Annotated in this window: 25 protein-coding genes; 23 read left to right on the top strand and 2 right to left on the bottom strand. The window is 65.6% G+C overall.

What is annotated here, in order from left to right:
• The first annotated feature begins 1 nt into the window (after nt 1).
• The 23 genes from AC6EI8_RS04030 (at nt 2) to AC6EI8_RS03920 (ending at nt 18,867) form a co-directional block, all read left to right on the top strand.
• Nucleotides 2–442 (top strand): regulatory protein GemA, encoded by a 441-nt coding sequence (locus AC6EI8_RS04030; protein WP_498381322.1) that lies wholly within the window; start codon nt 2–4, stop codon nt 440–442.
• Nucleotides 439–843, top strand: a complete 405-nt coding sequence (locus tag AC6EI8_RS04025; protein WP_498381321.1) for a hypothetical protein — start codon at nt 439–441, stop codon at nt 841–843. The genes AC6EI8_RS04030 and AC6EI8_RS04025 overlap by 4 nt, the downstream gene beginning before the upstream one ends.
• Nucleotides 844–1,019: 176 nt before the next feature.
• Nucleotides 1,020–2,225, top strand: coding sequence for a hypothetical protein (locus AC6EI8_RS04020; protein WP_498381320.1), 1,206 nt, complete (start codon nt 1,020–1,022; stop codon nt 2,223–2,225).
• Between the two features lie 41 nt (nt 2,226–2,266).
• Entirely contained in the window at nt 2,267–2,626 is a 360-nt protein-coding gene (locus AC6EI8_RS04015) for a hypothetical protein (protein ID WP_498381319.1), read from the top strand.
• Between the two features lie 69 nt (nt 2,627–2,695).
• Nucleotides 2,696–3,646, top strand: a complete 951-nt coding sequence (locus AC6EI8_RS04010; RefSeq protein WP_498381318.1) for a major capsid protein — start codon at nt 2,696–2,698, stop codon at nt 3,644–3,646.
• Between the two features lie 74 nt (nt 3,647–3,720).
• A complete protein-coding gene (locus AC6EI8_RS04005) occupies nt 3,721–4,125 on the top strand; it encodes a hypothetical protein (protein WP_261659586.1) in 405 nt (134 codons plus the stop codon).
• Nucleotides 4,122–4,619, top strand: coding sequence for a phage protein Gp36 family protein (locus tag AC6EI8_RS04000; RefSeq protein WP_261659587.1), 498 nt, complete (start codon nt 4,122–4,124; stop codon nt 4,617–4,619). Before AC6EI8_RS04005 ends, AC6EI8_RS04000 begins: the two co-directional genes overlap by 4 nt.
• Complete coding sequence (locus AC6EI8_RS03995) at nt 4,616–5,050, top strand: phage virion morphogenesis protein (protein ID WP_261659588.1); 435 nt, start codon at nt 4,616–4,618, stop codon at nt 5,048–5,050. The genes AC6EI8_RS04000 and AC6EI8_RS03995 overlap by 4 nt, the downstream gene beginning before the upstream one ends.
• Nucleotides 5,047–5,625: a phage protein Gp37 gene (locus AC6EI8_RS03990; RefSeq protein WP_261659589.1), complete on the top strand. Its 579-nt coding sequence runs from the start codon at nt 5,047–5,049 to the stop codon at nt 5,623–5,625. Before AC6EI8_RS03995 ends, AC6EI8_RS03990 begins: the two co-directional genes overlap by 4 nt.
• Nucleotides 5,626–5,628: 3 nt before the next feature.
• Nucleotides 5,629–5,889 carry a hypothetical protein gene (locus AC6EI8_RS03985; RefSeq protein ID WP_261659590.1) on the top strand — a complete coding sequence of 87 codons (261 nt, stop codon included), beginning with the start codon at nt 5,629–5,631 and terminating at the stop codon, nt 5,887–5,889.
• 57 nt (nt 5,890–5,946) lie between these two features.
• Nucleotides 5,947–7,425, top strand: a complete 1,479-nt coding sequence (locus AC6EI8_RS03980) for a phage tail protein (RefSeq protein ID WP_261659591.1) — start codon at nt 5,947–5,949, stop codon at nt 7,423–7,425.
• Between the two features lie 45 nt (nt 7,426–7,470).
• Entirely contained in the window at nt 7,471–7,842 is a 372-nt protein-coding gene (locus AC6EI8_RS03975) for a hypothetical protein (RefSeq protein WP_261659592.1), read from the top strand.
• A gap of 87 nt (nt 7,843–7,929) precedes the next feature.
• Nucleotides 7,930–8,496, top strand: a complete 567-nt coding sequence (locus AC6EI8_RS03970) for a phage tail assembly protein (protein ID WP_261659593.1) — start codon at nt 7,930–7,932, stop codon at nt 8,494–8,496.
• 21 nt (nt 8,497–8,517) lie between these two features.
• On the top strand, nt 8,518–10,932 hold the full coding sequence (locus AC6EI8_RS03965; protein WP_261659594.1) for a phage tail tape measure protein: 2,415 nt from the start codon (nt 8,518–8,520) through the stop codon (nt 10,930–10,932).
• On the top strand, nt 10,932–12,398 hold the full coding sequence (locus tag AC6EI8_RS03960; protein WP_261659595.1) for a DNA circularization protein: 1,467 nt from the start codon (nt 10,932–10,934) through the stop codon (nt 12,396–12,398). Before AC6EI8_RS03965 ends, AC6EI8_RS03960 begins: the two co-directional genes overlap by 1 nt.
• 1 nt (nt 12,399) lies before the next feature.
• Complete coding sequence (locus AC6EI8_RS03955) at nt 12,400–13,563, top strand: phage baseplate assembly protein (protein WP_261659596.1); 1,164 nt, start codon at nt 12,400–12,402, stop codon at nt 13,561–13,563.
• A 5-nt stretch (nt 13,564–13,568) separates the two neighbouring features.
• The gene (locus AC6EI8_RS03950; protein ID WP_261659597.1) at nt 13,569–14,060 is read left to right on the top strand and encodes a phage baseplate assembly protein domain-containing protein; all 492 of its coding nucleotides are present in this window, start codon (nt 13,569–13,571) and stop codon (nt 14,058–14,060) included.
• 85 nt (nt 14,061–14,145) lie between these two features.
• Complete coding sequence (locus tag AC6EI8_RS03945) at nt 14,146–14,736, top strand: phage GP46 family protein (RefSeq protein WP_261659598.1); 591 nt, start codon at nt 14,146–14,148, stop codon at nt 14,734–14,736.
• Nucleotides 14,733–15,857 (top strand): baseplate J/gp47 family protein, encoded by a 1,125-nt coding sequence (locus AC6EI8_RS03940; protein ID WP_261659599.1) that lies wholly within the window; start codon nt 14,733–14,735, stop codon nt 15,855–15,857. Before AC6EI8_RS03945 ends, AC6EI8_RS03940 begins: the two co-directional genes overlap by 4 nt.
• A 2-nt stretch (nt 15,858–15,859) precedes the next feature.
• On the top strand, nt 15,860–16,456 hold the full coding sequence (locus AC6EI8_RS03935) for a putative phage tail protein (RefSeq protein ID WP_261659600.1): 597 nt from the start codon (nt 15,860–15,862) through the stop codon (nt 16,454–16,456).
• Nucleotides 16,457–16,466: 10 nt separating this feature from the next.
• On the top strand, nt 16,467–17,426 hold the full coding sequence (locus tag AC6EI8_RS03930; RefSeq protein WP_261659601.1) for a gp53-like domain-containing protein: 960 nt from the start codon (nt 16,467–16,469) through the stop codon (nt 17,424–17,426).
• 17 nt (nt 17,427–17,443) lie between these two features.
• Entirely contained in the window at nt 17,444–17,845 is a 402-nt protein-coding gene (locus tag AC6EI8_RS03925) for a tail fiber assembly protein (protein WP_261659602.1), read from the top strand.
• Nucleotides 17,846–18,171: 326 nt separating this feature from the next.
• Entirely contained in the window at nt 18,172–18,867 is a 696-nt protein-coding gene (locus AC6EI8_RS03920) for a phosphoribosyltransferase (protein ID WP_150084757.1), read from the top strand.
• Between the two features lie 13 nt (nt 18,868–18,880).
• On the opposite strand, the gene AC6EI8_RS03915 is transcribed toward AC6EI8_RS03920, so the two are convergent.
• Together AC6EI8_RS03915 and AC6EI8_RS03910 are read right to left on the bottom strand one after the other, a co-directional pair.
• A complete protein-coding gene (locus tag AC6EI8_RS03915; protein WP_498381317.1) occupies nt 18,881–19,441 on the bottom strand; it encodes a LeuD/DmdB family oxidoreductase small subunit in 561 nt (186 codons plus the stop codon).
• 14 nt (nt 19,442–19,455) lie between these two features.
• On the bottom strand, nt 19,456–19,652 hold a 197-nt coding region (locus AC6EI8_RS03910; protein WP_498381316.1), incomplete at its 5' end, for an aconitase family protein.

Genomic DNA, 19,652 nt, shown 5'->3' with positions numbered 1-19,652 from the left:
CATGGCGCTCTCGACCGATCCGGCCAAGCGAGATAGCCAGATGATCCGCCTGAAGGCGTCCAAGGCTGGCATGTCGGAAGACCAGTACAAGGACTGGCTACGCGGTCAGTTCGACGTGGCTTCCGCCACCGAGCTGAACGAGCGCCAGCGCAGGCAGGCCCACGCCCACCTGGGCAAGCTGCTCGACGCAGCCAGCGGCCGGCAGGATACCGGCACCTGGCGCGAGCCGCAGCTGCGCAAGCTCGACGCCCTGTGGGGCGCGCTGGCAGCGCGCGGCGCTGTGCGCGTGAACACGCGCGAAGCCATGGAATCTTGGTGCAAGCGATCCGTGCCGCGCCTGGCCGCGCTGCGCTTCGCCAGCAGCGGCCAGCTGCAGCAGCTTATCGAAGGGCTGAAGCAGTGGTTGCTGCGTGTCGATCCGAAGGCCGACCTGAACCCGTGACCACGCCGCCCCTCATCATCGACCACCGCGCGCTGCCCGAGCTGCTGCGCGAACTCATCGACTGCGTCGGTGAGGCGGCGGCGTTTCGCCTGATCGAATGGCGCGGCGGCGCCTATCTGTCGGTGCCCAAGCGCGTCGATCCACAACACGTCCTGGTGGAGATGATCGGCCCAGCGCAGTTCGTGGCGCTGGTGGAGCGCTTCGGCGGCGAAACGTTGATGCTGCCGAAGAATGACGCCGTGATGCGTCAGCAGCGCCACCAGCTGATTCGCCACCTTCGGCACCATGAGCGCTTGCCGGTGGACGCTATCGCCCTGCGAGTGGGATACTCCATGCGGCGGGTGTTCCAAATCCTGGGCGAGCACCATTCGGAGCCCACCAGCGGCAGTCTGTTCGACTGAGCCGCATACTGCCCCCGCTCCCACCCCCTTTAAAACGCGCGTACAAGCGTTTAAAAACGTCGCGCATCCCCTGGCGGCTACCGTTGTACCCCTAGGGCGCCAAAACGCGTTGTAGGCCGTTTTAACGCGTCGTCGATTCCCGCCCCACCGCATCCCCCTGAGTGAACCATTTACTTGTGAAATGGTTCACCATTCTTTCGCGCGCCATCGCCCGCAGACTGCGAGGCATGGACAAGCACACCACCTCCCAAGACAAGGGCCTCACCGGCTGGATTGAGGTCTTCCGCGCCGGCTCGCATGTGGCGAGCGACGGTCAGCGCTGCGAATTCACCCAGGCCGATCTGGACCAGATGGTCGCCAACCAGGCGCTCGGCGCCGCGCCGGCCGTTCTCGGGCATCCCAAGGACAACGATCCCGCCTACGCCTGGACCTCCGACATCAAGCGCGAGGGCGACCGCCTCTTCGTCAAGTTCACCGACATCAATCCCGATTTCGCCAAGGGCGTGAAATCGGGCGCCTACCGTAACCGCTCGGTATCCGTCTACAAGGACGCCGACCACGGCTGGCGCCTGCGGCATGTCGGCTGGCTCGGTGCGACACCGCCCGCCATTGACGGCCTGCGCCCGGTCCAGTTCAGCGGCGGCCAGGAAGCCCTGGAGTTCGCCATGCCGGAGCCGTACCGGCTGCGCTGGGCGTTCGAATCGTTGGCCGGCGTGCTGCGCCGCCTGCGTGAAGGCGTGATCGCCGAGAAGGGCCAGGCAGCAGCCGACGCGCTGGTGTCGAACTGGGAAATCGATTCCCTGACCGACCTTGCCGCCGACCTGGACACGCCGCGCGAGGACAACCCCGCTTTTTCCAAACCAGGAGCAACCACCGTGACCACGTTCACTCAAGCCGATCTGGATCGCGCCCGCCAAGAAGGCGAGACGCAAGGGCGTCAGGCCGCTGCCGCCGAATTCAGCCAACAGGTAACCGACGCCAATGCCCGGGCCAGCCAAGCCGAAGCCGAGCGCCGCGCCGCTCGGATTCAAGGCCAGATCGACGGCTGGGTCCGCGAAGGCAAGGTGACCCCCGCCGAGAAGGCCGGATTGGCCGAGTTCATGGCCCAGCTGGAGACCGGCGCCGCGCAATCGTTCGAGTTCTCCGCGCACGACGGCCAGACGGCCAGCAAGACGACCGCACAGTGGTTTGCCGACTTCATGGCGAGCCGCGCGCCGGTGGTGAAGCTGGGGCCGAGCCAGGATGGCAGCGAGCCGGCCGCCGCTGACCCCAACGATGCCCAGCAGCTCGCCGCGTCGGCCCACGAGTACATGAAGGCGCAGGAGGCCAAGGGCATCACGGTTTCCTACGCCGACGCGGTGCTGCACGTCAGCAAGTCCTGACGCGGGGCCATCTCTTCTCCAACCCAGCAGACGAGGACCTAATGCTGACCAACAAACGAATCCTGATCGGCAACTTTATTGCCCAGGGCGCCGTAGCCGCGTACCACCTGGTGGCGTACGGCGACCAGGACGACACCGTGAAGCAGGCCACCGGCGCGGCCGGCGAGAAGCTGCGCGGCGTGAGCTGCGACGCGGACGCGGCCGATAGCAAGCGCGTGGATGTCACCCAGCTGGGCGTCGCGCCCGTGATCTACGGCGCGGCCGTGACCCGTGGTGACCGCGTGAAGGCCGACGCGCAGGGCCGCGCCATCCCTATCGCGGACGGCGAACCGTTCATCGGCGTGGCCGAGGTGACTGGTGTGGCGGGTGACCGCGGTGCCGTCCTGATCGCCCACGGCTGACCCGTCGCCAACGCATCGAATCCCTTTCGAACCCCATTTCAAGACTGAACGACCCCAGGAGCCACACACATGGATAGCCCGTTTCCGCAGGACACGCAGCTGACCGCCATCGCCGTGATCGTCCGGAATCAAATGATGATCGCGGACGACGTGCTGCCGCGTACCGCGCCGCTCGGCAAGGAAAAGTTCGCGTATCAGCTCTACCCGGCTGAGCAGCAGTTCACGGTGCCCGACACCAAGGTCGGCCGCCGCTCGCAGGTCAACGAAGTCGAGTTCAGCGGCAAGCGCGTGACCGACGAGACCGAAGACCACGGCCTGGACCATCCGCTGCCGATGAGCGACATCAACAACGCGCCGGCCAATACCAACGTCGAGGCGCTGACCACCGAGATGCTGTCGGGCCTGATCATCCTGGACCGCGAGGTGCGCACGTCGCGCCTGGTGTTCGATCCGCAGAGCTACGCCGGCAATTCCGAAACGGTGGCCGCCACCGACCGCTTCGACGCCGCCGACAGCGACCCGGTGGAATACCTGCTGGACGTGCTGGACCGTCTCATCATGCGCCCGAACATCGCCGTGATCGGCCAATCGGAATGGCGCGTGCTGCGTACCCACCCGGCCATCGTCAAGGCCGTGCACGGCAATAACGGCGACAAGGGCGCCGCCACCCGGCAGCAGGTCGCCGAGCTGCTGGAGATCGAAGACATCCTGGTCGGCCGCGCGCGCGTCAACTACGCGAAGCCCGGTCAGCCGGGCCAGCTCAAGCCGTGCTGGCGCGGTGGCATGGCGCTGATCTATCGCGACGCGGCTGCGGCCAAGGTCGCCGGCGTCGTGGAAGGCTCGAACGTGACCTTCGGCTTTACCGCCCAGTACGGCACGCGTGTGGCCGGTGCCAAGGACGATGCGTCCATCGGCCTGCGTGGCGGGCGCCGCGTACGCGTCGGCGAATCGGTCAAGGAAGTCATCTGCGCACCGCAGCTGGGCTTCTTCCTGAAGGACGTCATCACCCCTGCCGCCTAACACCTGCAGCGCGTGAGTGCGACCCCGGCCGGCGTGGAATTGCGGCGCCGGCCGGGAAACGCGTGGAGAACCCCATGAGCGAGAAGAAACGGTATGAAGTCCTGGAGCGTGTTCGGCTGTATCGCCGGTCTCGCGAGGTGGGCGCGATCGTGCATGCCTACCCGGATGATGTCAGCGACCTGGTCGGCACCACGTTGCGCGAGCTGGCCGACGACGACAGCGGCGCAGACCAAACCGGCGAAGACACTTCCGGTCCCGCTGCGGCCCTGGCAGGCACCGCGCCGCAGGCGGCGGATGGGCACGCGCCTACCGCGCCGTCCCAGGAAGGCAGCCAAGTAGCCAGCGAGGCCAAGGACCTGCCCCCTAGCGAGGGCGTTGCCAAGCCGGCCACGGTCCCCTCCGACGGCGCAGCGGACGGCCAGAAGCGCCAGGCCGCGACCGCCAAACGCGCCGCCACGAAAGGAAAAGGCCGCAAATGAGTGCCTACGCCACCGCCTCTCAGTTCGCCCAGGAGTACGGCTTGTCTGAGACCTACCAGCTATTGCGCGACGAGCAGGATGAGCTGCTGTCGCCGGAGCTGCTGGGCGAAGGCTTGGCGGGCGCATACGGCGCCGATCGCACCGAAGCGGAGAAGGCGGTGTGCGACGCCGCCATCCGCCGCCTGGTGTCAATGCTCGGCGACGTGAGCCTGTTCATGGACGGCTATCTGCGCAGCGCGGTGACGCTGCCGCTGTCGGCGGCCGAGATCGCGCACACGCCGCTGAAGACGTGTTGCCTGGAGCTGGCCCGATGCCAGCTGATGGATGACCCGGACAACCTGACCGAGCAGCAGGAAAAGCGCTGCAAGCGCTGGGATGTGTGGCTCAAGGACGTGGCGGCCGGCGTGATCCGCCTGCTGCCGGCGCCGTCGTCGACGGTCCGTCAGATCCGATGGGGCAAGGTCCCCAGCATCGCCGATGGGTACGGCAGATGAACGGCGTTTCCCTTCGCTGGCAGTTCGATGACGAAACCTTGCGTGCCTACCTGGAGCGCCTGTCGCAAGAGCAATTCGTGCGCGTGCGGCAGGACGTCGGCGAATACATGGTCGGGCAAATCCAGGATCGGTTCGATGAGCAGCGCCTGTGGGACGGCAGCGCCATGTCGCAGTCGAAGGCCGCCATCGCACGCCAAGGACAGACGCTGATCGAAAACCGCCTGCTGTACCAGAGCTACGTCTACCAGCTGGTTTCCAAGGGCGTGACTGTGGGCAGCAACCTGGCCTATGCGGCGATCCACCACTTCGGCGGTGACACCGGGCGCGGCCATCGGACCCACATTGAAGCCAGGCCGGTGCTGGGCGTGAACGACCTGGACGAACGCATCATCGGCAACAAGCTGGTCAACGCACTGAAGGACATGCAATGAGCGTGGAGCTGAAGAGCCTGGAGCTGTTGGACACGCTCAAGGACGAAATCAGGGCCAAGGCCGGCAAGCTGTTCGACACCATCGAGGACTACGGCGGCCAGTTCGATGAGGACGAGGTCAGCGCCAAATCGTTCAACGCACCGGCCGCGTTCACGGCATGCCTGGGCTGGCGCAAGGTCCTCAAGAGCGGCACCTACCTCAGCGGTCGCTACGTGTGGGAGCTGCGCCTGGCGGTGTTCATCGTCACCAAGGAGAAGACCCGGGAGGCCCGCATGCGTGCCGCGATGAGCCGCGCTGAAGTGGTGTCGCGCCTGGTCAACGGTTGGGCGCAGCCGGAATGCACCGGCAAGCCCGAGGGCGTGATGGCGGAAAACCTCTACAACCGCAAGCTCGACAAGCAAGGGCTGGCGCTGTGGATGGTGGCGTGGTGGCAGGAAGCCGAGTTTCCGAAGGCTCTGCCCGAGCTGCGCGACCTGGTCGCAGTCGATATCGAAACGAACGCCGTCACTTCGGTGCCGGCACCGCCGGACCCGCCACCTGGCCCGGCGACTACTCATCAACTGGAAATGGAGTGAAGCATGGCGCGAGTCAGCAAAGACACCACCCCGGAAACCGACATCGCAGTCGCCAACGACGCGCCGGCCGCAGCGGCGCCGACACCGAAATTCAAAGCCCCGCGCCTGGGCGAGCAGATCGCCGTCGTGGCAGCCCCTGGCCGCCTGCTGGCGAACCTTGAGTTCGGCGGCCATTACAGCGAAGTAGTGGTCGGCCCCGCCACCGTCACGCTGCGAATCCTGCGGCTACTGGAGGACGGCGACCTGATTCGCCATCCGCTGTAACGCCTCACCAACCCCGCTTCAACGTCGATTTAACCACCCCTGACAGGACGAACGACCATGCTGCCCGACCTGCTATCCACCACCTACCTGATGCCGGGCGTCGCCCACAAGTTCGACGCCAGCAAGGCAATCCGTGGCTTGCGCGGCATGCCCCGCAGCCTGCTGCTGATCGGCCAGGCCAGCCCGCCGGCCGCCGTCGATATCACCAAGCGCCAGCGCGTCACCAGCGAGGCCGAGGCCATTGGCCTGCTGGGCGAAGGCTCGATGCTGCTGGCGATGTGGCGCGCCGCGAAGGCCAACGCGGCCCTGGGCATGCCCATCGACCTGGTCATCCTGAAGGATGACGAAACCGCCGTCGCCGCGACCGGCAAGGTGGTGGTCCAGGTCGATGCCCAGCATGCCTCCGGCGAGCTTCCGCTGTACATCGGCGGCGAGCGCGTGCGTGTGGGTGTGGCCGTCAACGACACGGCGGCTACGGTGGCAAACAAGCTCATCAACGCCATCAACGCGCGCACCCGGCTTCCCCTCATCGCTGCGGCCGGTGAGGCAGCGGGCGATATCACCCTGACCTGCCGTTGGAAAGGTGCGACCGGGAACAGCATCGACGTGCGCGGCGCGTACTTCGCCGACGACCGCCTGCCGCAAGGCGTGACGCTGACCATCACGCCAATGGCGGGCGGCGCCGTGGACCCGGATATCACGCCGGTTTTCTCCGCGATCAAGGGTTTCAGGCCGACGCAGTACGCCATGCCGTACACCGACAGCGCCAACATGGGCGTGCTCGAGGAGGAGCTGGAGCGCCGCTGGTCGTTCGAGAGCATGCAGGACGGCCAGGCCGTCACCGTGGTGCGCGGCACGGAAGGCCAGGTGACCGCCTGGCTCGAGCCCCGCAACTCGCCGCTGGTGCACACGCTGTGCGTGACCAAGGACCTGTCGAACACCTGGGAAACCTGCGCGGCGGCAGCTGCCGCCATCGAAAGCCATTGCGCGACCGACCCGGCCATGCCGTTCACCGGCATCAAGTTGGTCGGCTACGTCGCGGCACGCCTGGAAGACGACTTCGAGGTGGAGCAGAAGAACAACCTGCTGAACGCCGGTGGTTCCGTGATGGAAACCATGGAAGACGGCACGGCCAATCTGCTGCGCATGGTGACCAACTACACCAAGCACCCGACCGGCGCGGTCGATCCGAGCTGGCGCAATCTGAACTGGGTCAAGACGCTGTCGTACTACCGCTGGTTCACGGTCACGGAAATCCAGATCAAGTATCGCGGCTACAAGGCAGCCGAATACCTGGTGGAGCCGATCCCTGGCCAGAAGATCATGACCGTTCAGCTCGGCACGGACATCATGCTCAACAACTACGACCAGTTCATCGCGGCCGGCCTGTTCCAGCACGCGGAGCACTACAAGAAAACCCTGTTGGTCGAGCTGGACGGCACCAACGGCCGGCTGAAGGTGGTGGATCAGCCGGTTCTGGTCACCCAGCACTACCAGACGGAAATCACCAGCGAGTTCATCGCGGGACACGTCTGATTCCCGGCGCCCACAGCAAAACCCTGACATTGAACGGAGAAAGAGATGGCTTGCGATAGCGAACTGTATCGGGTGGACAGCTTCACCGTGGACGGCGAGGAATGGCCGATTGAAGACGGCAGCGCCACCATCGAAGGCGCGGCCGGCTTCGAGCGTGAAGCCGCGCTGTCGGCCAGCGGCCCGGACTTCACCACGCGCAAGCGCGTGGCCCGGATCATCAAGGCGAAGCTGCAATTCAACGGCTCCAAGACGCCCGACCAAGTGAGCGCGGTCTGTGAGGCGCAGATCGTCATGACGAACCTGCACACCGGCCGGCGCTGCCGTGCTGGCAAGTGTTCGTTCCGCAGCATGGGCGAAATCGGGACCGGCGCGGTGGACATCGAGTTCGTCGCGCTGACCCCGCTCCAGTGGCTGTAACGCGCACGCATCACGCCTGATCGGTGGCGGGCGCCGGCCCCGCCACCGACTCTTCCCGGCCGGCGTATTCCTCGATATCCCCCCAAAATGAACACCCAAGATATTCACGTAGTGCCGTTGGTCGATGGACTTAAGTCGGTAGTGGGCACGCAAGAGGTCCGCTATCGCACGGTACGGTTACGCGAAACAAACGTGGCAGACGAGTACGCTGCCCTGCAGATGGCCGAGCGTGTCGTCCATGTCAACGGCAAGCCCACCTTGTTGGTCTCCGACGAGCTGTACCGTATCGCCCTGACGCTCCGCCATGTGGAGCGCTTCCAGGCGCCGGGCCTCGACGACATCCCGCTGAACCTGCTCACCCTGGAAATGTTCGGGCGGCTTCATCCGCTCGACTTGCAGCGCATTGAGGAGCGCGTGATGCTGGTAGACCTTGCTGCCCAACTGCGTCATGGCCTCATCACCCAGGCCGAGTTCGATGCGATGGTCGCGGGTGAGAAGGAGCCGCAAGGCCCGCGATCCGAGGGCCAGGCTGCAGCAGTGGGAGAAGCTGGCGCGGCAGCTGAGTCTGGCCCTGCAATGCTCGCTGACTACAGCGCGGGCGATGCCGCTGGCGCAATTGCTGGCGCAGGCGCGCGAGTTGGAAGCCTTGCATAAGCCCCGGCAAGGAAAGCAGCGATGACCAGCCGCAGCCTCACCCTCCGCTACATCATCAATCTGGCCGGCAATCTGCAACGCCGCGCGGCAGAGAACGCACGCGTGGTCGAGCAGGCGAGCCGGCGCCAGAGCACCGCCCTGGCAAACACCGACAAGGCCGCGCAGCAGGCGGATCGCGCCCTGCAGAAGGTCGGCAGTAAGACGAACGCACGCCGTGTCGAGGCAGAGGCGCGTCGCATGCAGGGCGCCATGGGCAATGTGGCAACGGCCGTGCAACGAGCCGATGCCGCCATGTCGCGGTTCGGCACCGGCCGGTCCTCGCTCGAGCGGACGTACACCTACCTTGGCGGTATCGCGCGCCGTCTTGAGGAAACTCGGCGCAATGCCGAACGCGTTGCCCACGTACTCGGTCGCGCCGGCCAAGTGGGCGGCGCGGTGGCTGGCGGCGCGGTCGCGGGGAGTGCCGCTGCCGTAGCGGCGATGCAACGGCCCGTGTCGTTCGACCAGCGCCTCGCCCACATGGCCAATGTGGCCTATGGCGAGCGCACCCCTGCAGGGCGTCTCGTTGGCATGCGAGAGCTGGAATCGACGATCAACCGTGCGGTGCGCTATGGCGGTGGTAGTCGTGACACTGCGGCAGAAGCACTGGACACGATGATCGCCTCCGGTGCCATGAAGATCGGAGATGCGTTGAAGCTGTTGCCCGACCTGCAGCGAGACGCGACCGCGAGCAATTCTGATGTCCGGGACCTTGCCCAGATCGCCATTCGCGGAATTCAAACCTATGGGCTCACCGTTGAACAAGTGCCACAGGCAATTTCCAAGGCGATGGTGGCGGGCCAAGAAGGCGGGTTCGAGGTGAAGGACATGGCGAGGTGGCTCCCCAGGATGATGGCCGCTTCGAGCGGCAAGCTCGGTATGCGCGGCATGGCGGATTTTGAGGAATTGATTGCCACGGCGCAGTCTTCCGTTATCACGGCCGGCACCAAGGACGAAGCGGGAAACAACCTCGCCAACCTGCTGCTGAAAATTAACAGCGCTGACACGCAGAAGGATTTTGCAAAACTGGGGATTGACTTGCCGAAGTCCCTGGCGCGGGCGCGCGAACGGGGCTTCAACGGCATTACGGCCTTCGTGGATTTCGCTGAACAGATCGCAGCGAAAGACAAGGCATTCATGGACCTGAAGAAGAAGGCGCAAGCGTCAGTCGGAGATGAGCGAAAAGCGACCCTGCAAGCTATGGCGGACATCCTGGAGGGCTCAGCAATTGGCCAGGTTATTCAGGATCGCGAAGCGCTGATGGCGCTGGTCGCACGCATGCAGCACAAGGACTATGTGTCTGACATTCGTTCGAAGTTGCGGAACGAGACGGGCGGCGCGATCGACTCAAATTTTGAGGTGGTCTCTGGCCGCGCTGCGTACAGCGCGCAGCAGATCGCCAATGAAGCCGACATTGCTCGAAGCGGGGTTCTCGACCAGATTCAAGGACCGATGAAATCATTGTTGGACTCGGTCACTGGCTTGGCGAGGGAATTTCCAACCCTGACTACTGCGATTACTGGTGCTGTACAGGGCTTCGGTGTGCTCGCTGCGGGCGGCGCGGGCGGAGCGATTGCGGGCTTCCTGTTGAATCGCCAAAAGTCCGGTGGCCGTGCAGGCATGTCAGGCCCGGGCGGCATGCCGGGGTTCGGCGGTGGTCCGATTCCGGTCTACGTTGTGAACAAGGTGCCTGGCTGGAATGCTCCCGTGCCAGGCACACCGAATGCGGGAGGCGGCTCAAGCCGTGCCGGCGCTGCCGGGGGGGCAGCCGCCGCCGGTGCCGCTTCCCGCGCCTCACGCGTGCTGCGCGGCGCCGGCTGGCTCGGTGCCGGGCTGGCTGCCTATGACGTGGGGACAACGCTGTTGGACAGCAGCAAGAGCGGTGCCGAAAAATCCAATGCGGTCGGTCGCACCGCCGCCGGTGTGGCGGGAGCTTGGGCAGGCGCCAAGCTCGGTGCGGCAGCTGGCGGATTCGCCGGGCCGCTGGCTCCCATCGCAGTTCCGGTGGGCAGCCTGCTCGGAGGTGTCGGGGGCTATTTCGGAGCCCAGTGGGCCGGCGACAGTCTGTCGAACCTCTTCACTCCGCCGTCCAAGCGGGCCGGCGTCGTTCGTCGCGACGACGGCACCCGCGTCGAGCTGCCGCCGGAAGCCCGCGCGCAGCTTGGCATGACCCTGCGCCAGGCGCCCGCGTATATGACAAATCCCGCCCTGCAGCCGGGGCCGGCGCTGGCCGCGCTGACGAAGGTCGAACCGCAGAAGGTGGACATCGGCGAAGGCAAGCTGGGCGTGAGCGTGGTGGTCCGCGATGAACGCACCTTCGTCAACACCAGCGTGCTGCAACAGCCCAGCGCTCTGCGCATTGACGCTGGCAACACCAATCCCGGGAAGCCGAACTGATGGCTCTGATCGACAATGCCCTGTCTTCGGGCGCTCCGGCGATTGCCAGCACTGCCAGCACGCTCAGCACCCTGGCGGATCGCATGCTGGGCCGCAATTCGTCGGCCGGACGAAGCAGCTGGCTCAACCAGCTGCGCATGGCATCGTGGAGAGACGTGCCGTTCCAGGTGGATACCACCGAGCTGTCGGCCGGGGACAATACCGTCCTGCGCGAATACCCGTTCCAGGACCGCCCGACCGTGTTTTCGATGGGCGCTGGCGCCGAGGAAATCAAGTTCTCCGCGTATCTGATCGGGGACGACTACCTGCAGCAGCTGGACCGCCTGCGGGAGGTCCTGAAAGGCGAAGGCGTACTGATTCACCCCACGGCCGGCAGCATTCGGTGCTGGGTGCACGGCCGCTACACGGTGAGAGAAGCGCCGACGAGCGAGGGCGGCATTGCGCGTCTGGACCTGACCTTCATTCGGGCCGAGCCCCGCCGATATCCGGTCGGTGTCACGAACACGACGGATCGCGTAGCGAGCGCGGCCGATGCCGCCGAGCAATCACTGATCGATTCCCTGGCGGCCAATTTCGACTTGGCCGGCATGGCCGGCTGGGCGCATGACAACGTGCTCGCTCGCATGCGCAGCGGCCTGGACATCCTCTGGGATGGCATTTCGGCGGTCAACCAGGGCTTTGACTTTTACAACGACCTGGTGCGGCAGTACATCACGTTTCCCCTGAACGAGCTGAGCGCTATTCCTGCCGTGCTCGGGCGGCGCATCGCTGATTTGACCCGCATTCCACGGTCGCTCAGCTCCAATGAAGCCTGGGGCGCATTCTCCGCCGCTCGCAATCTGTGGAAGGCACCGTCGTCGCGGGGCACTACCTCGACTGCCGCGCCAGTGTCCAAGCCGGTGCAGGCGATCGCTCCGGCCATTGCCTCCGCATACCAGAGCGCCGGGTTCGTACCGAACGACAACCAGGCCAAGCTGGCGCAGGTGTTCACGCCGTCGGTCAGCCCCTATCAGACCGATACCCGCAAGCGCGAGGCGCAGTCGTTGAAGACACTGGAGGGCTTCTTTAACGGTATCGCCACCATCATGGCAGTACGCGCGGTAGCTCAGATCGAGCTGGAGAACTATGACCAGGCGTTGGCCTTGCGCACGGACTTCAACCAGCAGATCACTGAGCTGCTGTACGCCAGCGCAAACGAGCAAAACGGCGGCATAGGGACGGTCACGACCCACGATGCGCTGCTGCAGCTGCAGACGGCCGTGCTGACCGACCTGCAAGCGCGCTCGCGGGACTTGGCCCGTCTGACGACCTACACGCCGGAATCGTGGCAGCCGGCGCTGTACATCAGCTATCGGATGTTCGGCACCGTGCGCTGGACTGACGAGATTCTGACCATGAATCCCCACGTGCGGCACCCGTTGCTGGTCCCGCCCGGTGTGCCGCTTCGCATCATCAAGCACGATTGACATGGCCGAGCAATACACCAAGGAAGACGCCAAAGTCTTCGTCACCGTCAACGGCCGCGACTACGAGGGCTGGCTGTCGTCCACCATCGACCGGTCCCTGGAAACGCTTTCCAGCCGGTTTTCCATCCCGGTGTCGCTCATTCCTGGCAACCCGCCCGATATCAAGCGGCAGGACGAAATTCGCGTGCGGATCAACGATACGCTGATGGTGACTGGCATCGTCCTGGCCGCCGACCCGTTCTATAAGCGCGACGACTGCGGCATGCGGATCGAGGGGCGTAGCCGCAGCGGCGATCTGGTTTCGTGCTCCGCCATCCACGAGGGCGGCCAGTGGCGCAATGCCAAGCTGGATCGGATCGTGCGGGATCTGTGCAAGCCGTTCGGCATCGATGTCCGGATCGAAACCGATATCGGCGAGGCTATCCGCGACTTCAAGGTCGAGCATTGCGAAACGGTCGTTTCCGTGCTGTCTCGCGCTGCCCGCCTACGTGGTGTGCTGGTGACCACGGACGCGCACGGCCGAGTCGTCATCACCCGCGCTGGCAAGGAAAAGAGCCATGGCGCCATCGTGCGCGGCCAGAACGTCATCAGCATGGAAGGCATCGGCACGGATGCCGAGCGCTTTTCGGACTATTTCTGCTACGGCCAAGGGAACATCGTGCACCGCAAGCCTGGCCTGCAGGAGCTGGACGTTGGGGGCAGCATCGCCAGCGTGGAAAAGGCTTTCCGGGCGGCGAGCCAGCAAAAAGCGCATGCCAAGGACCCGGAGATGACGCGGTATCTGCCGCTGGTGGTCAACGCGGACGGCAACAATGCGCCGACCGACATGCAACGCCTGGTCGAACACACCATGCGGGTCCGGCGCGGCCAGGCATATGGCCTGCGATACGTGGTCGAGGGCTGGACGTGGAAGGGCAAGCCATGGGAGGTCAATACCCGCGTGCCGATCTACGACGATATCGCCGGCCTGTCCGGTGAGGAATGGCTGATCTGCGAGGCGAAGGCCACCGTGGACCTGCAGGAAGGCGACGTAACAGAGCTGGTCGTCCGGCCGGTGGAATCCTATGACACGGTGCCGCTCAATACCAAAGTCCGCCGGCGCAGAGGAAAGGGCCGGCGCGGGAAGGACGGCGCGCCGCTTCAAGTCATGGAAGTCGAACGATGAACCTAATGAATTTGCTGCGCCGCGCGCTGTTCCGCAGCCTGAAGGAAGGGCCAGTCCAGACGGTCCGGGTCGAGGTGTTCGACATCAACGGCCGCGACGCCGTCGAGCGCTGGCAGGACTATGGCTTCGCCGGCAACCCGGTCGATGGTCAGGGCCTCGTGATCGAGGCAGGCGGCCATACGGTCGTCTTTCGCATGGATCGCCTCGACGGCCGGCCGCGCCTGGCCCCCTATGAGGTTGCCGTCTGGCACAAGGAAGGCCACAAGATTGTCCTGCAGTCGGGCCGCAAGATTCGCGTGGAGTGCGACGACTATGAGGTCGTGGCAAGCAAGAGTGTGAAAATGACCACGCCGAAGTTCTCGACCAGCGAAAACATGGAAGTCGGCGGCCGGGCCGACATCGCCCAGGGCGCCAAGATCGACGGCATCGAGTTCGTCGAACACAATCACGACAAGGTTCAGACCGGTAACGGCCAGTCCGGCGCGGTCGTCCGCTAAACGCCAAGCCTCGCTTGTGAAGCGTTTCACAAAGCCTTCAACCCCTCTTTAACGCGATCATGAAGGCCAGTCACCGCTGGCCGACATGATCGACATCCTCACCACCTCCGCTGTTCCCACCACCGCCCTGGGCGTGCCGTTCGACTGGAGCGTCATTCCGGCCGGGCGCGCCCGCGACGCTGCGTGGCACGACTACTCCAATCCGTGTTCAGCAGCCGGCCACTATGCCGAGGCGCTGGAAATCCGCTCGCTGGAGCTGGACGACAGCCTCTGCACGGCCGTGATTCTGTCGCTGTTCTGCGACCGGCGCGCCGGCCCCGATGTCACGCTACCGCTGAACCAGTCCGACCGGCGCGGCTGGTGCGGCGACGAGTTCGTCGGCACGGCCGAGTCGGAGGCGCCGCGCGACCTTGTAGACCAATGGGGCTCCCACCTGTGGCTGTGCTACATCACCAAGGCCAACGTGGACGCGCTGGAGCGCGCCCGTTTTGCAGCTTGGGAAGCGCTGCAATGGATGGTCCGCACGGGCGCGGCCAGCCGCGTGGATGTGGAAGCCCTCTGGACCGGCCCGGGCGAGGATCGGCTGGCGGTGCGGCCGCAAATCTGGCAGACCGACTCGGCGCGCCCCGTCTATGACGTGCTGTGGGCCACCACCCTGCGGAGGGCCGTGGCGTGAGCATCCCGGTGAACGTCCAGATTCCGTCCATTGGCGAAGCCAAGGACAACGCCGCTCGCCTACTGCAGCAGGCTCTGACCGACGCAGCGGTCAGCAGCGGCGCCGGCCTGTCGGCCACCGACGTAATGCTGGCTCGGTCCAACATCGAGGCGATGGCGTTCGTCCAGGGCGTCGGCATCCATGGCGCCTACCGCTACCTGCGCGACTTCATTGCCCGCCAGGCGATCCCGACAAAGGCCGTCAAGGAATACCTGGACGAATGGCTTACCGCCTACGGCATTCCGCGAAAGGAAGCGACCGTGTCCACTGGCCTCGCGGCAGGCCCAGGCGTGGCCGGGAAGGTGCTGCGTGCCGGCACGGCGCTGCAGGACGAGAATGGGCTGATTTTCACCGTCCAGGACGATGTGGTGGTGGACGCTGAAGGCACCGTGACCCCCACCATCGTCTGCAGCACGGCGGGAGCCGCCGGCAATCTCGCGCCGGGTGCGCCGCTGGAACTGGTGGCGACGGTCGATGGCATCGACGGCACGTTTGCCGTCATCGCGCCCGGCTTGGCCGGCGGCGCCGACCGCGAGGAAGACCCCGAGGCCGTCTACCGACTGGCGCAGCGCCTGGCGAACCCACCGCGAGGCAGCGCGCCCGCCGACTACGAACGCTTGGCACTGTCGGTCCCTGGCATTACGCGCGCCTGGGGTATCCGCAACCCGAGCGGCCCCACTTCGGCCGGCGTCATCATCATGGCCGACCGAAATGCGCCCTACGGCCTGCCGACGCAGGCGCAGCGGGACGCCGTCTATGACTACATCCGCGACCCGAACCGGGGACCACCCGATGAGCTGTTCGTGATCGTTCCGGACCCGGTCTTTGTCGACGTGCAGCTGCGCATTACGCCGGATAGCAAGGCGATTCGTGATGCCATCACGCTGGAACTGAAAGACCTGTTTTTCCGAGAAGCCAAGCCGGCCGGCCGGATTCCGCATACCCACCTGAGCGAGGCGGTGTCGGCTGCAACCGGCGAGTTCGACCATGAGTTTGTCCAGCCGGTGCTGGCACCCGGTGGCTTCCTGGTGGCCGGTGCCTTTCAAATCCTGGTGCTGCGCTCGGTCACCTTCCTGGCCTGACCATGGACAAGTTCTGGCAAGCCTTGATGCACCTGCTGCCGCCAGGCTATGCGTTTCCCCGCAAGCCCGGCTCTGCCGTCATGCGATGGCTGAGGGCATGGGCCGGCGTCCTGCGTGAGCACCACGAATTCGTGGAGAACGCGGTCCGGCAGTGGATACCCCACCGGACGTGCTCTCGCCTCGAAGAGTGGGAGGAAGCGCTTGGGCTGCCCGACCCGTGCTTTGGCGAGAACCAGGACCCGGAACAGCGCCGCACCAACATGCTGGCGCGCCTGCGGGGCGACCTCGACCTGCCATACGAAGACAGCTCGGCGGAGAGCCCGGGCGCCATCAGGGCCTACCTGGCCCGCTACGGCTACCAGGTGGAGGTCTGGTATTCGACGCCGTTCCGCGTCGGCCGCAACTGTGTCGGCGACCGTTTGGGCGCCCTGACCGGCGTGCTCCATGTCCGAGTGCTCTACCTCTGCGAGCCATTCCGAGCCGGTCGGGCCCGCGTGGGGCAGCGCCTGCGCATCTGCAGCAAGGACGGCACTGAGATCGAGTGTCTGCTGAACCGGATTGCCCCGGCACGCTTCCAGATCAACGTGATTTACCTGTAAAGGACCAGCAATGAACTACACCGATAGCCTGGACCATGTGGTGCATGCCGGCACCGGCCAGCCGATGCACAGCGACTCCATTGCCGTTCCCACGGTGGTTTCCAGCAACGACATGAATATGGTCATCTGGAGCCTGATGGAGGTACTGAAGGCCGCCAATGTCTCGGGACGGACTTTCAATCCGGACGACCCGGGGTCCTACTCGCGTTTTCGCCTCGCACTGGAGACCATCTTCGCGACGTTGGACAGCCCGGACTTCACCGGCGACCCGACGGTCGAGACGCCGCCGCAGTTTGACAACAGCCAGCGGATTGCCTCCACAGAATTTGTCCAGCGCGCGCTCGGCAACCGGTGCGGCGTCTGGCTGTACGCTACGTCGCAGGCGATTGGAGCGGACAAGTTTGGCAGTTATGTCGAGTACACGGGCGCCACCCCGGCCACCTTTACTCTGCCGTCCGCGAAGGCATGCAAGGGCGGGGTTCTTGACATCTTCAATGGGTCCAACACCTTGGGGGCGGCACTCACCCTGACCGGAGGCGGCATCTTCTACGGTCCCAACGCACCCGGCGTCCTGAGCATTGTTCTGCAGCCTCAAGTCTCGACGACGATCATTTCGGACGGCACGAACTGGAAGGTGCTGAATGGCGCCGGCAAGGCTTCCCTGGGCGCCAGCGCGGGCTATCGCCTGGAGCCGAACGGCCTGATCGAGCAATGGGGCGTTGGCATCGTTCCGAACAGCGGGACCACAACCTCCAGTGTCCAGGTCACCTTCCCAATCGCGTTTCCGAACGCTTGCCTGAACATCACGGGTGTCTTTTGCGAGGCATTCAATTCAACGGGCGGCGGTACGTGGGCCATCCGCCCCACGAGCTGGACCAAGGAGAAGTTCCTTGCCACCGGCGATAACAACGGCCCGAACTACCTCTTCAACAAGTCGGCCACCTTCTTTTGGCGCGCACTCGGACACTGAGGCCACTGATGCCACTAATGCAATACTCACCATCCACAGGCGGGTTCTATGATCCCTCTATTCATGGCGATGGCATCCCTGCCGATGCCATCGAGGTTTCAGACGACGACTATTGGGCCCTGATGGCGGCCCCGGCCGATGGCAAGATCATTGCGGCAAGCGAGACCGGCTACCCCGTTGCCGTTGATCCGCCGCCGCTGCCACCTGAGCAACTGCTGGCCGCGAACACCGCTCTACGCAACCGCCTCCTGGCCGAAGCTGCCGAGCGCATGGCTCCACTGCAGGATGCGGTGGACTTGGGTATGGCGACCGAGGAGGAGCAAGCCCGGCTACTGCAGTGGAAGCAGTACCGGATTGCCCTGAGTCGGCTCGATTTGACGCTGGCCCCGGTGCCGTGGCCCGGCACCCCGGGGGAGTAGGCCGAAGGCGCAAAAGAAAACGCGCCTGCTGGGGCAGGCGCGTAAAAAGCGCCTATTGGGGTAGGCGCGGGGTAGCCTGGTTGGGGGCCAGGCGGTGCGGATTTTACCACTTGAGGGTGACCGCCCGAGGGGAAGCGGACCCGCAATTTCATCCCGAAATTACTGGGACAAATTAAACGCCTGCGTGGGACAAATTAAACGGCGCGCTACTCGGCATGTGTCGAGCCGGACATAAAAGGGTGACCACGCCACAGGGTTAATGGGCCCGTGCGCGGCCCCGATCTCGTACCGCCCCGGGGAAGCACCAACAGGACAGGAGGGCCGCGATGCCGCTGCCGCCGTATTTCGCCGATCGACGCGACGCCGGCGTCCAATTGGCGCGCCGCCTGAGCGAGCTGGGCTATGCGAAACGAGAGGAAAACCAGCCGCCGCTGGTGCTGGCCCTGCCGCGCGGCGGTGTGCCGGTCGCCTTCGAGGTCGCCCGCGCGCTGGGCGCGACGCTCGACATCCTGCTGGTGCGCAAGATCGGCGCGCCCGGCTATCCCGAACTGGCGCTGGGCGCGGTGGTCGAGGGCGATGCCACCGGCTCGCCCCCGCATACCGTCGCCAATGACGATGCGTGGACGCGCCGCGCGGTCGACAGCGGCGCCTTCGAGCTGGAGCGCGGTCGACAGCTGGGAGAAATCGCCCGGCGCCAGCAGCGCTATCGCGGCGGGGCGCCGGTGGCGGCGATGCGCGACCGGGTCGTGATCATGGTCGACGACGGCGTGGCGACGGGCGCCACGATGCGCGCGGCACTGGAGAGCGCGCGCCATGCCGGGGCGGCTCGCGTGATTGCGGCGGTGCCGGTCGCTTCGGTGGAAGGGTTGGCGTCGCTGCGGGACGCGGCCGACGAATGCGTCTCGCTATGGGTGCCGGACGATTTCGGCGCGGTGGGCGCGTATTACGCGGATTTCGACCAGACCACCGACGAAGAGGTGATGGCCTTGCTGCGCGAGGCTGGCAACGCGCAGCGCGGCTGAGCGGGACAGGTGGTCAAGCGCGCTGCTGCGCCAGCCGCCGCTTCAGATGCGGGATCAGCCCGCCGGCGCGCAGCATGTCGAGCAGGAACGCCGGGATCGGTTCGCATGGCACGCGGCTGCCGTCGGGCAGCACGACGGCCGCGTTCTCCAGATCCAGGGTCGCGTGTTCGCCGTCTACCAGTCTGGCGGTATCCGCGCAGACCAGCGTCGGCAGGCCGAGATTCAAGGCATTGCGATAGAACAGGCCCGCGAACGAAGGCGCGATCACTGCCGCCACGCCGAGATGGCGCAAGGCCTGGGGAGCCTGCTCGCGCGACGAGCCCACGCCGAAATGCCGTCCGCCGACGACCAGATCGCCCGGCCGTACGGTCGCGGGAAAGTCGGGACGCAATCCGGCCAGGCAATGGCGCGCGATCTGCTCGATGCCGCCTTTCATCTGCGTGGCGGGCGCCATCGCATCGGTATCGACGTTGTCGCCGAAGCGCCAGATGCGGCCGGGGGCCTGGCGTTCGGGCCTGGTATGGGGTCCGGTATCGGGTCCGGTATCGGGTCCGGTATGGGTCGGCGTATCCATGCGGATCTCGGTCTTCACAGCAGCGTGCGCGGATCGGTGATGCGGCCCGTGACCGCCGATGCGGCCACGGTCATCGGCGAGGCCAGCCACACCGCGCTGCCGGCGTCGCCCATCCGGCCCGCGAAATTGCGCGCGGTCGAGGCGATCGCCCGCGTGCCGGCGGCGAAGCGCGTGGGCCCGTAACCGGCGCAGGCATTGCACGCATTGGGCA

This window comes from Cupriavidus sp. R6-3, assembly GCF_059772245.1.
The sequence above is the reverse complement of the archived record's forward strand: the minus strand, read 5'-3'. Positions and strand labels throughout refer to the sequence as shown.

What these genes read in the sequence shown, in the direction of transcription:
- AC6EI8_RS04030 (WP_498381322.1), top strand. Translation starts at nt 2, where the DNA reads ATGGCGCTCTCGACCGATCCGGCCAAGCGAGATAGCCAGATGATCCGC.
- AC6EI8_RS04015 (WP_498381319.1), top strand. Translation starts at nt 2,267, where the DNA reads ATGCTGACCAACAAACGAATCCTGATCGGCAACTTTATTGCCCAGGGC.
- AC6EI8_RS04010 (WP_498381318.1), top strand. Translation starts at nt 2,696, where the DNA reads ATGGATAGCCCGTTTCCGCAGGACACGCAGCTGACCGCCATCGCCGTG.
- AC6EI8_RS04005 (WP_261659586.1), top strand. Translation starts at nt 3,721, where the DNA reads ATGAGCGAGAAGAAACGGTATGAAGTCCTGGAGCGTGTTCGGCTGTAT.
- AC6EI8_RS04000 (WP_261659587.1), top strand. Translation starts at nt 4,122, where the DNA reads ATGAGTGCCTACGCCACCGCCTCTCAGTTCGCCCAGGAGTACGGCTTG.
- AC6EI8_RS03995 (WP_261659588.1), top strand. Translation starts at nt 4,616, where the DNA reads ATGAACGGCGTTTCCCTTCGCTGGCAGTTCGATGACGAAACCTTGCGT.
- AC6EI8_RS03990 (WP_261659589.1), top strand. Translation starts at nt 5,047, where the DNA reads ATGAGCGTGGAGCTGAAGAGCCTGGAGCTGTTGGACACGCTCAAGGAC.
- AC6EI8_RS03985 (WP_261659590.1), top strand. Translation starts at nt 5,629, where the DNA reads ATGGCGCGAGTCAGCAAAGACACCACCCCGGAAACCGACATCGCAGTC.
- AC6EI8_RS03980 (WP_261659591.1), top strand. Translation starts at nt 5,947, where the DNA reads ATGCTGCCCGACCTGCTATCCACCACCTACCTGATGCCGGGCGTCGCC.
- AC6EI8_RS03975 (WP_261659592.1), top strand. Translation starts at nt 7,471, where the DNA reads ATGGCTTGCGATAGCGAACTGTATCGGGTGGACAGCTTCACCGTGGAC.
- AC6EI8_RS03970 (WP_261659593.1), top strand. Translation starts at nt 7,930, where the DNA reads ATGAACACCCAAGATATTCACGTAGTGCCGTTGGTCGATGGACTTAAG.
- AC6EI8_RS03965 (WP_261659594.1), top strand. Translation starts at nt 8,518, where the DNA reads ATGACCAGCCGCAGCCTCACCCTCCGCTACATCATCAATCTGGCCGGC.
- AC6EI8_RS03960 (WP_261659595.1), top strand. Translation starts at nt 10,932, where the DNA reads ATGGCTCTGATCGACAATGCCCTGTCTTCGGGCGCTCCGGCGATTGCC.
- AC6EI8_RS03955 (WP_261659596.1), top strand. Translation starts at nt 12,400, where the DNA reads ATGGCCGAGCAATACACCAAGGAAGACGCCAAAGTCTTCGTCACCGTC.
- AC6EI8_RS03950 (WP_261659597.1), top strand. Translation starts at nt 13,569, where the DNA reads ATGAATTTGCTGCGCCGCGCGCTGTTCCGCAGCCTGAAGGAAGGGCCA.
- AC6EI8_RS03945 (WP_261659598.1), top strand. Translation starts at nt 14,146, where the DNA reads ATGATCGACATCCTCACCACCTCCGCTGTTCCCACCACCGCCCTGGGC.
- AC6EI8_RS03935 (WP_261659600.1), top strand. Translation starts at nt 15,860, where the DNA reads ATGGACAAGTTCTGGCAAGCCTTGATGCACCTGCTGCCGCCAGGCTAT.
- AC6EI8_RS03930 (WP_261659601.1), top strand. Translation starts at nt 16,467, where the DNA reads ATGAACTACACCGATAGCCTGGACCATGTGGTGCATGCCGGCACCGGC.
- AC6EI8_RS03925 (WP_261659602.1), top strand. Translation starts at nt 17,444, where the DNA reads ATGCAATACTCACCATCCACAGGCGGGTTCTATGATCCCTCTATTCAT.
- AC6EI8_RS03920 (WP_150084757.1), top strand. Translation starts at nt 18,172, where the DNA reads ATGCCGCTGCCGCCGTATTTCGCCGATCGACGCGACGCCGGCGTCCAA.
- AC6EI8_RS03915 (WP_498381317.1), bottom strand. Translation starts at nt 19,441, where the DNA reads ATGGATACGCCGACCCATACCGGACCCGATACCGGACCCGATACCGGA.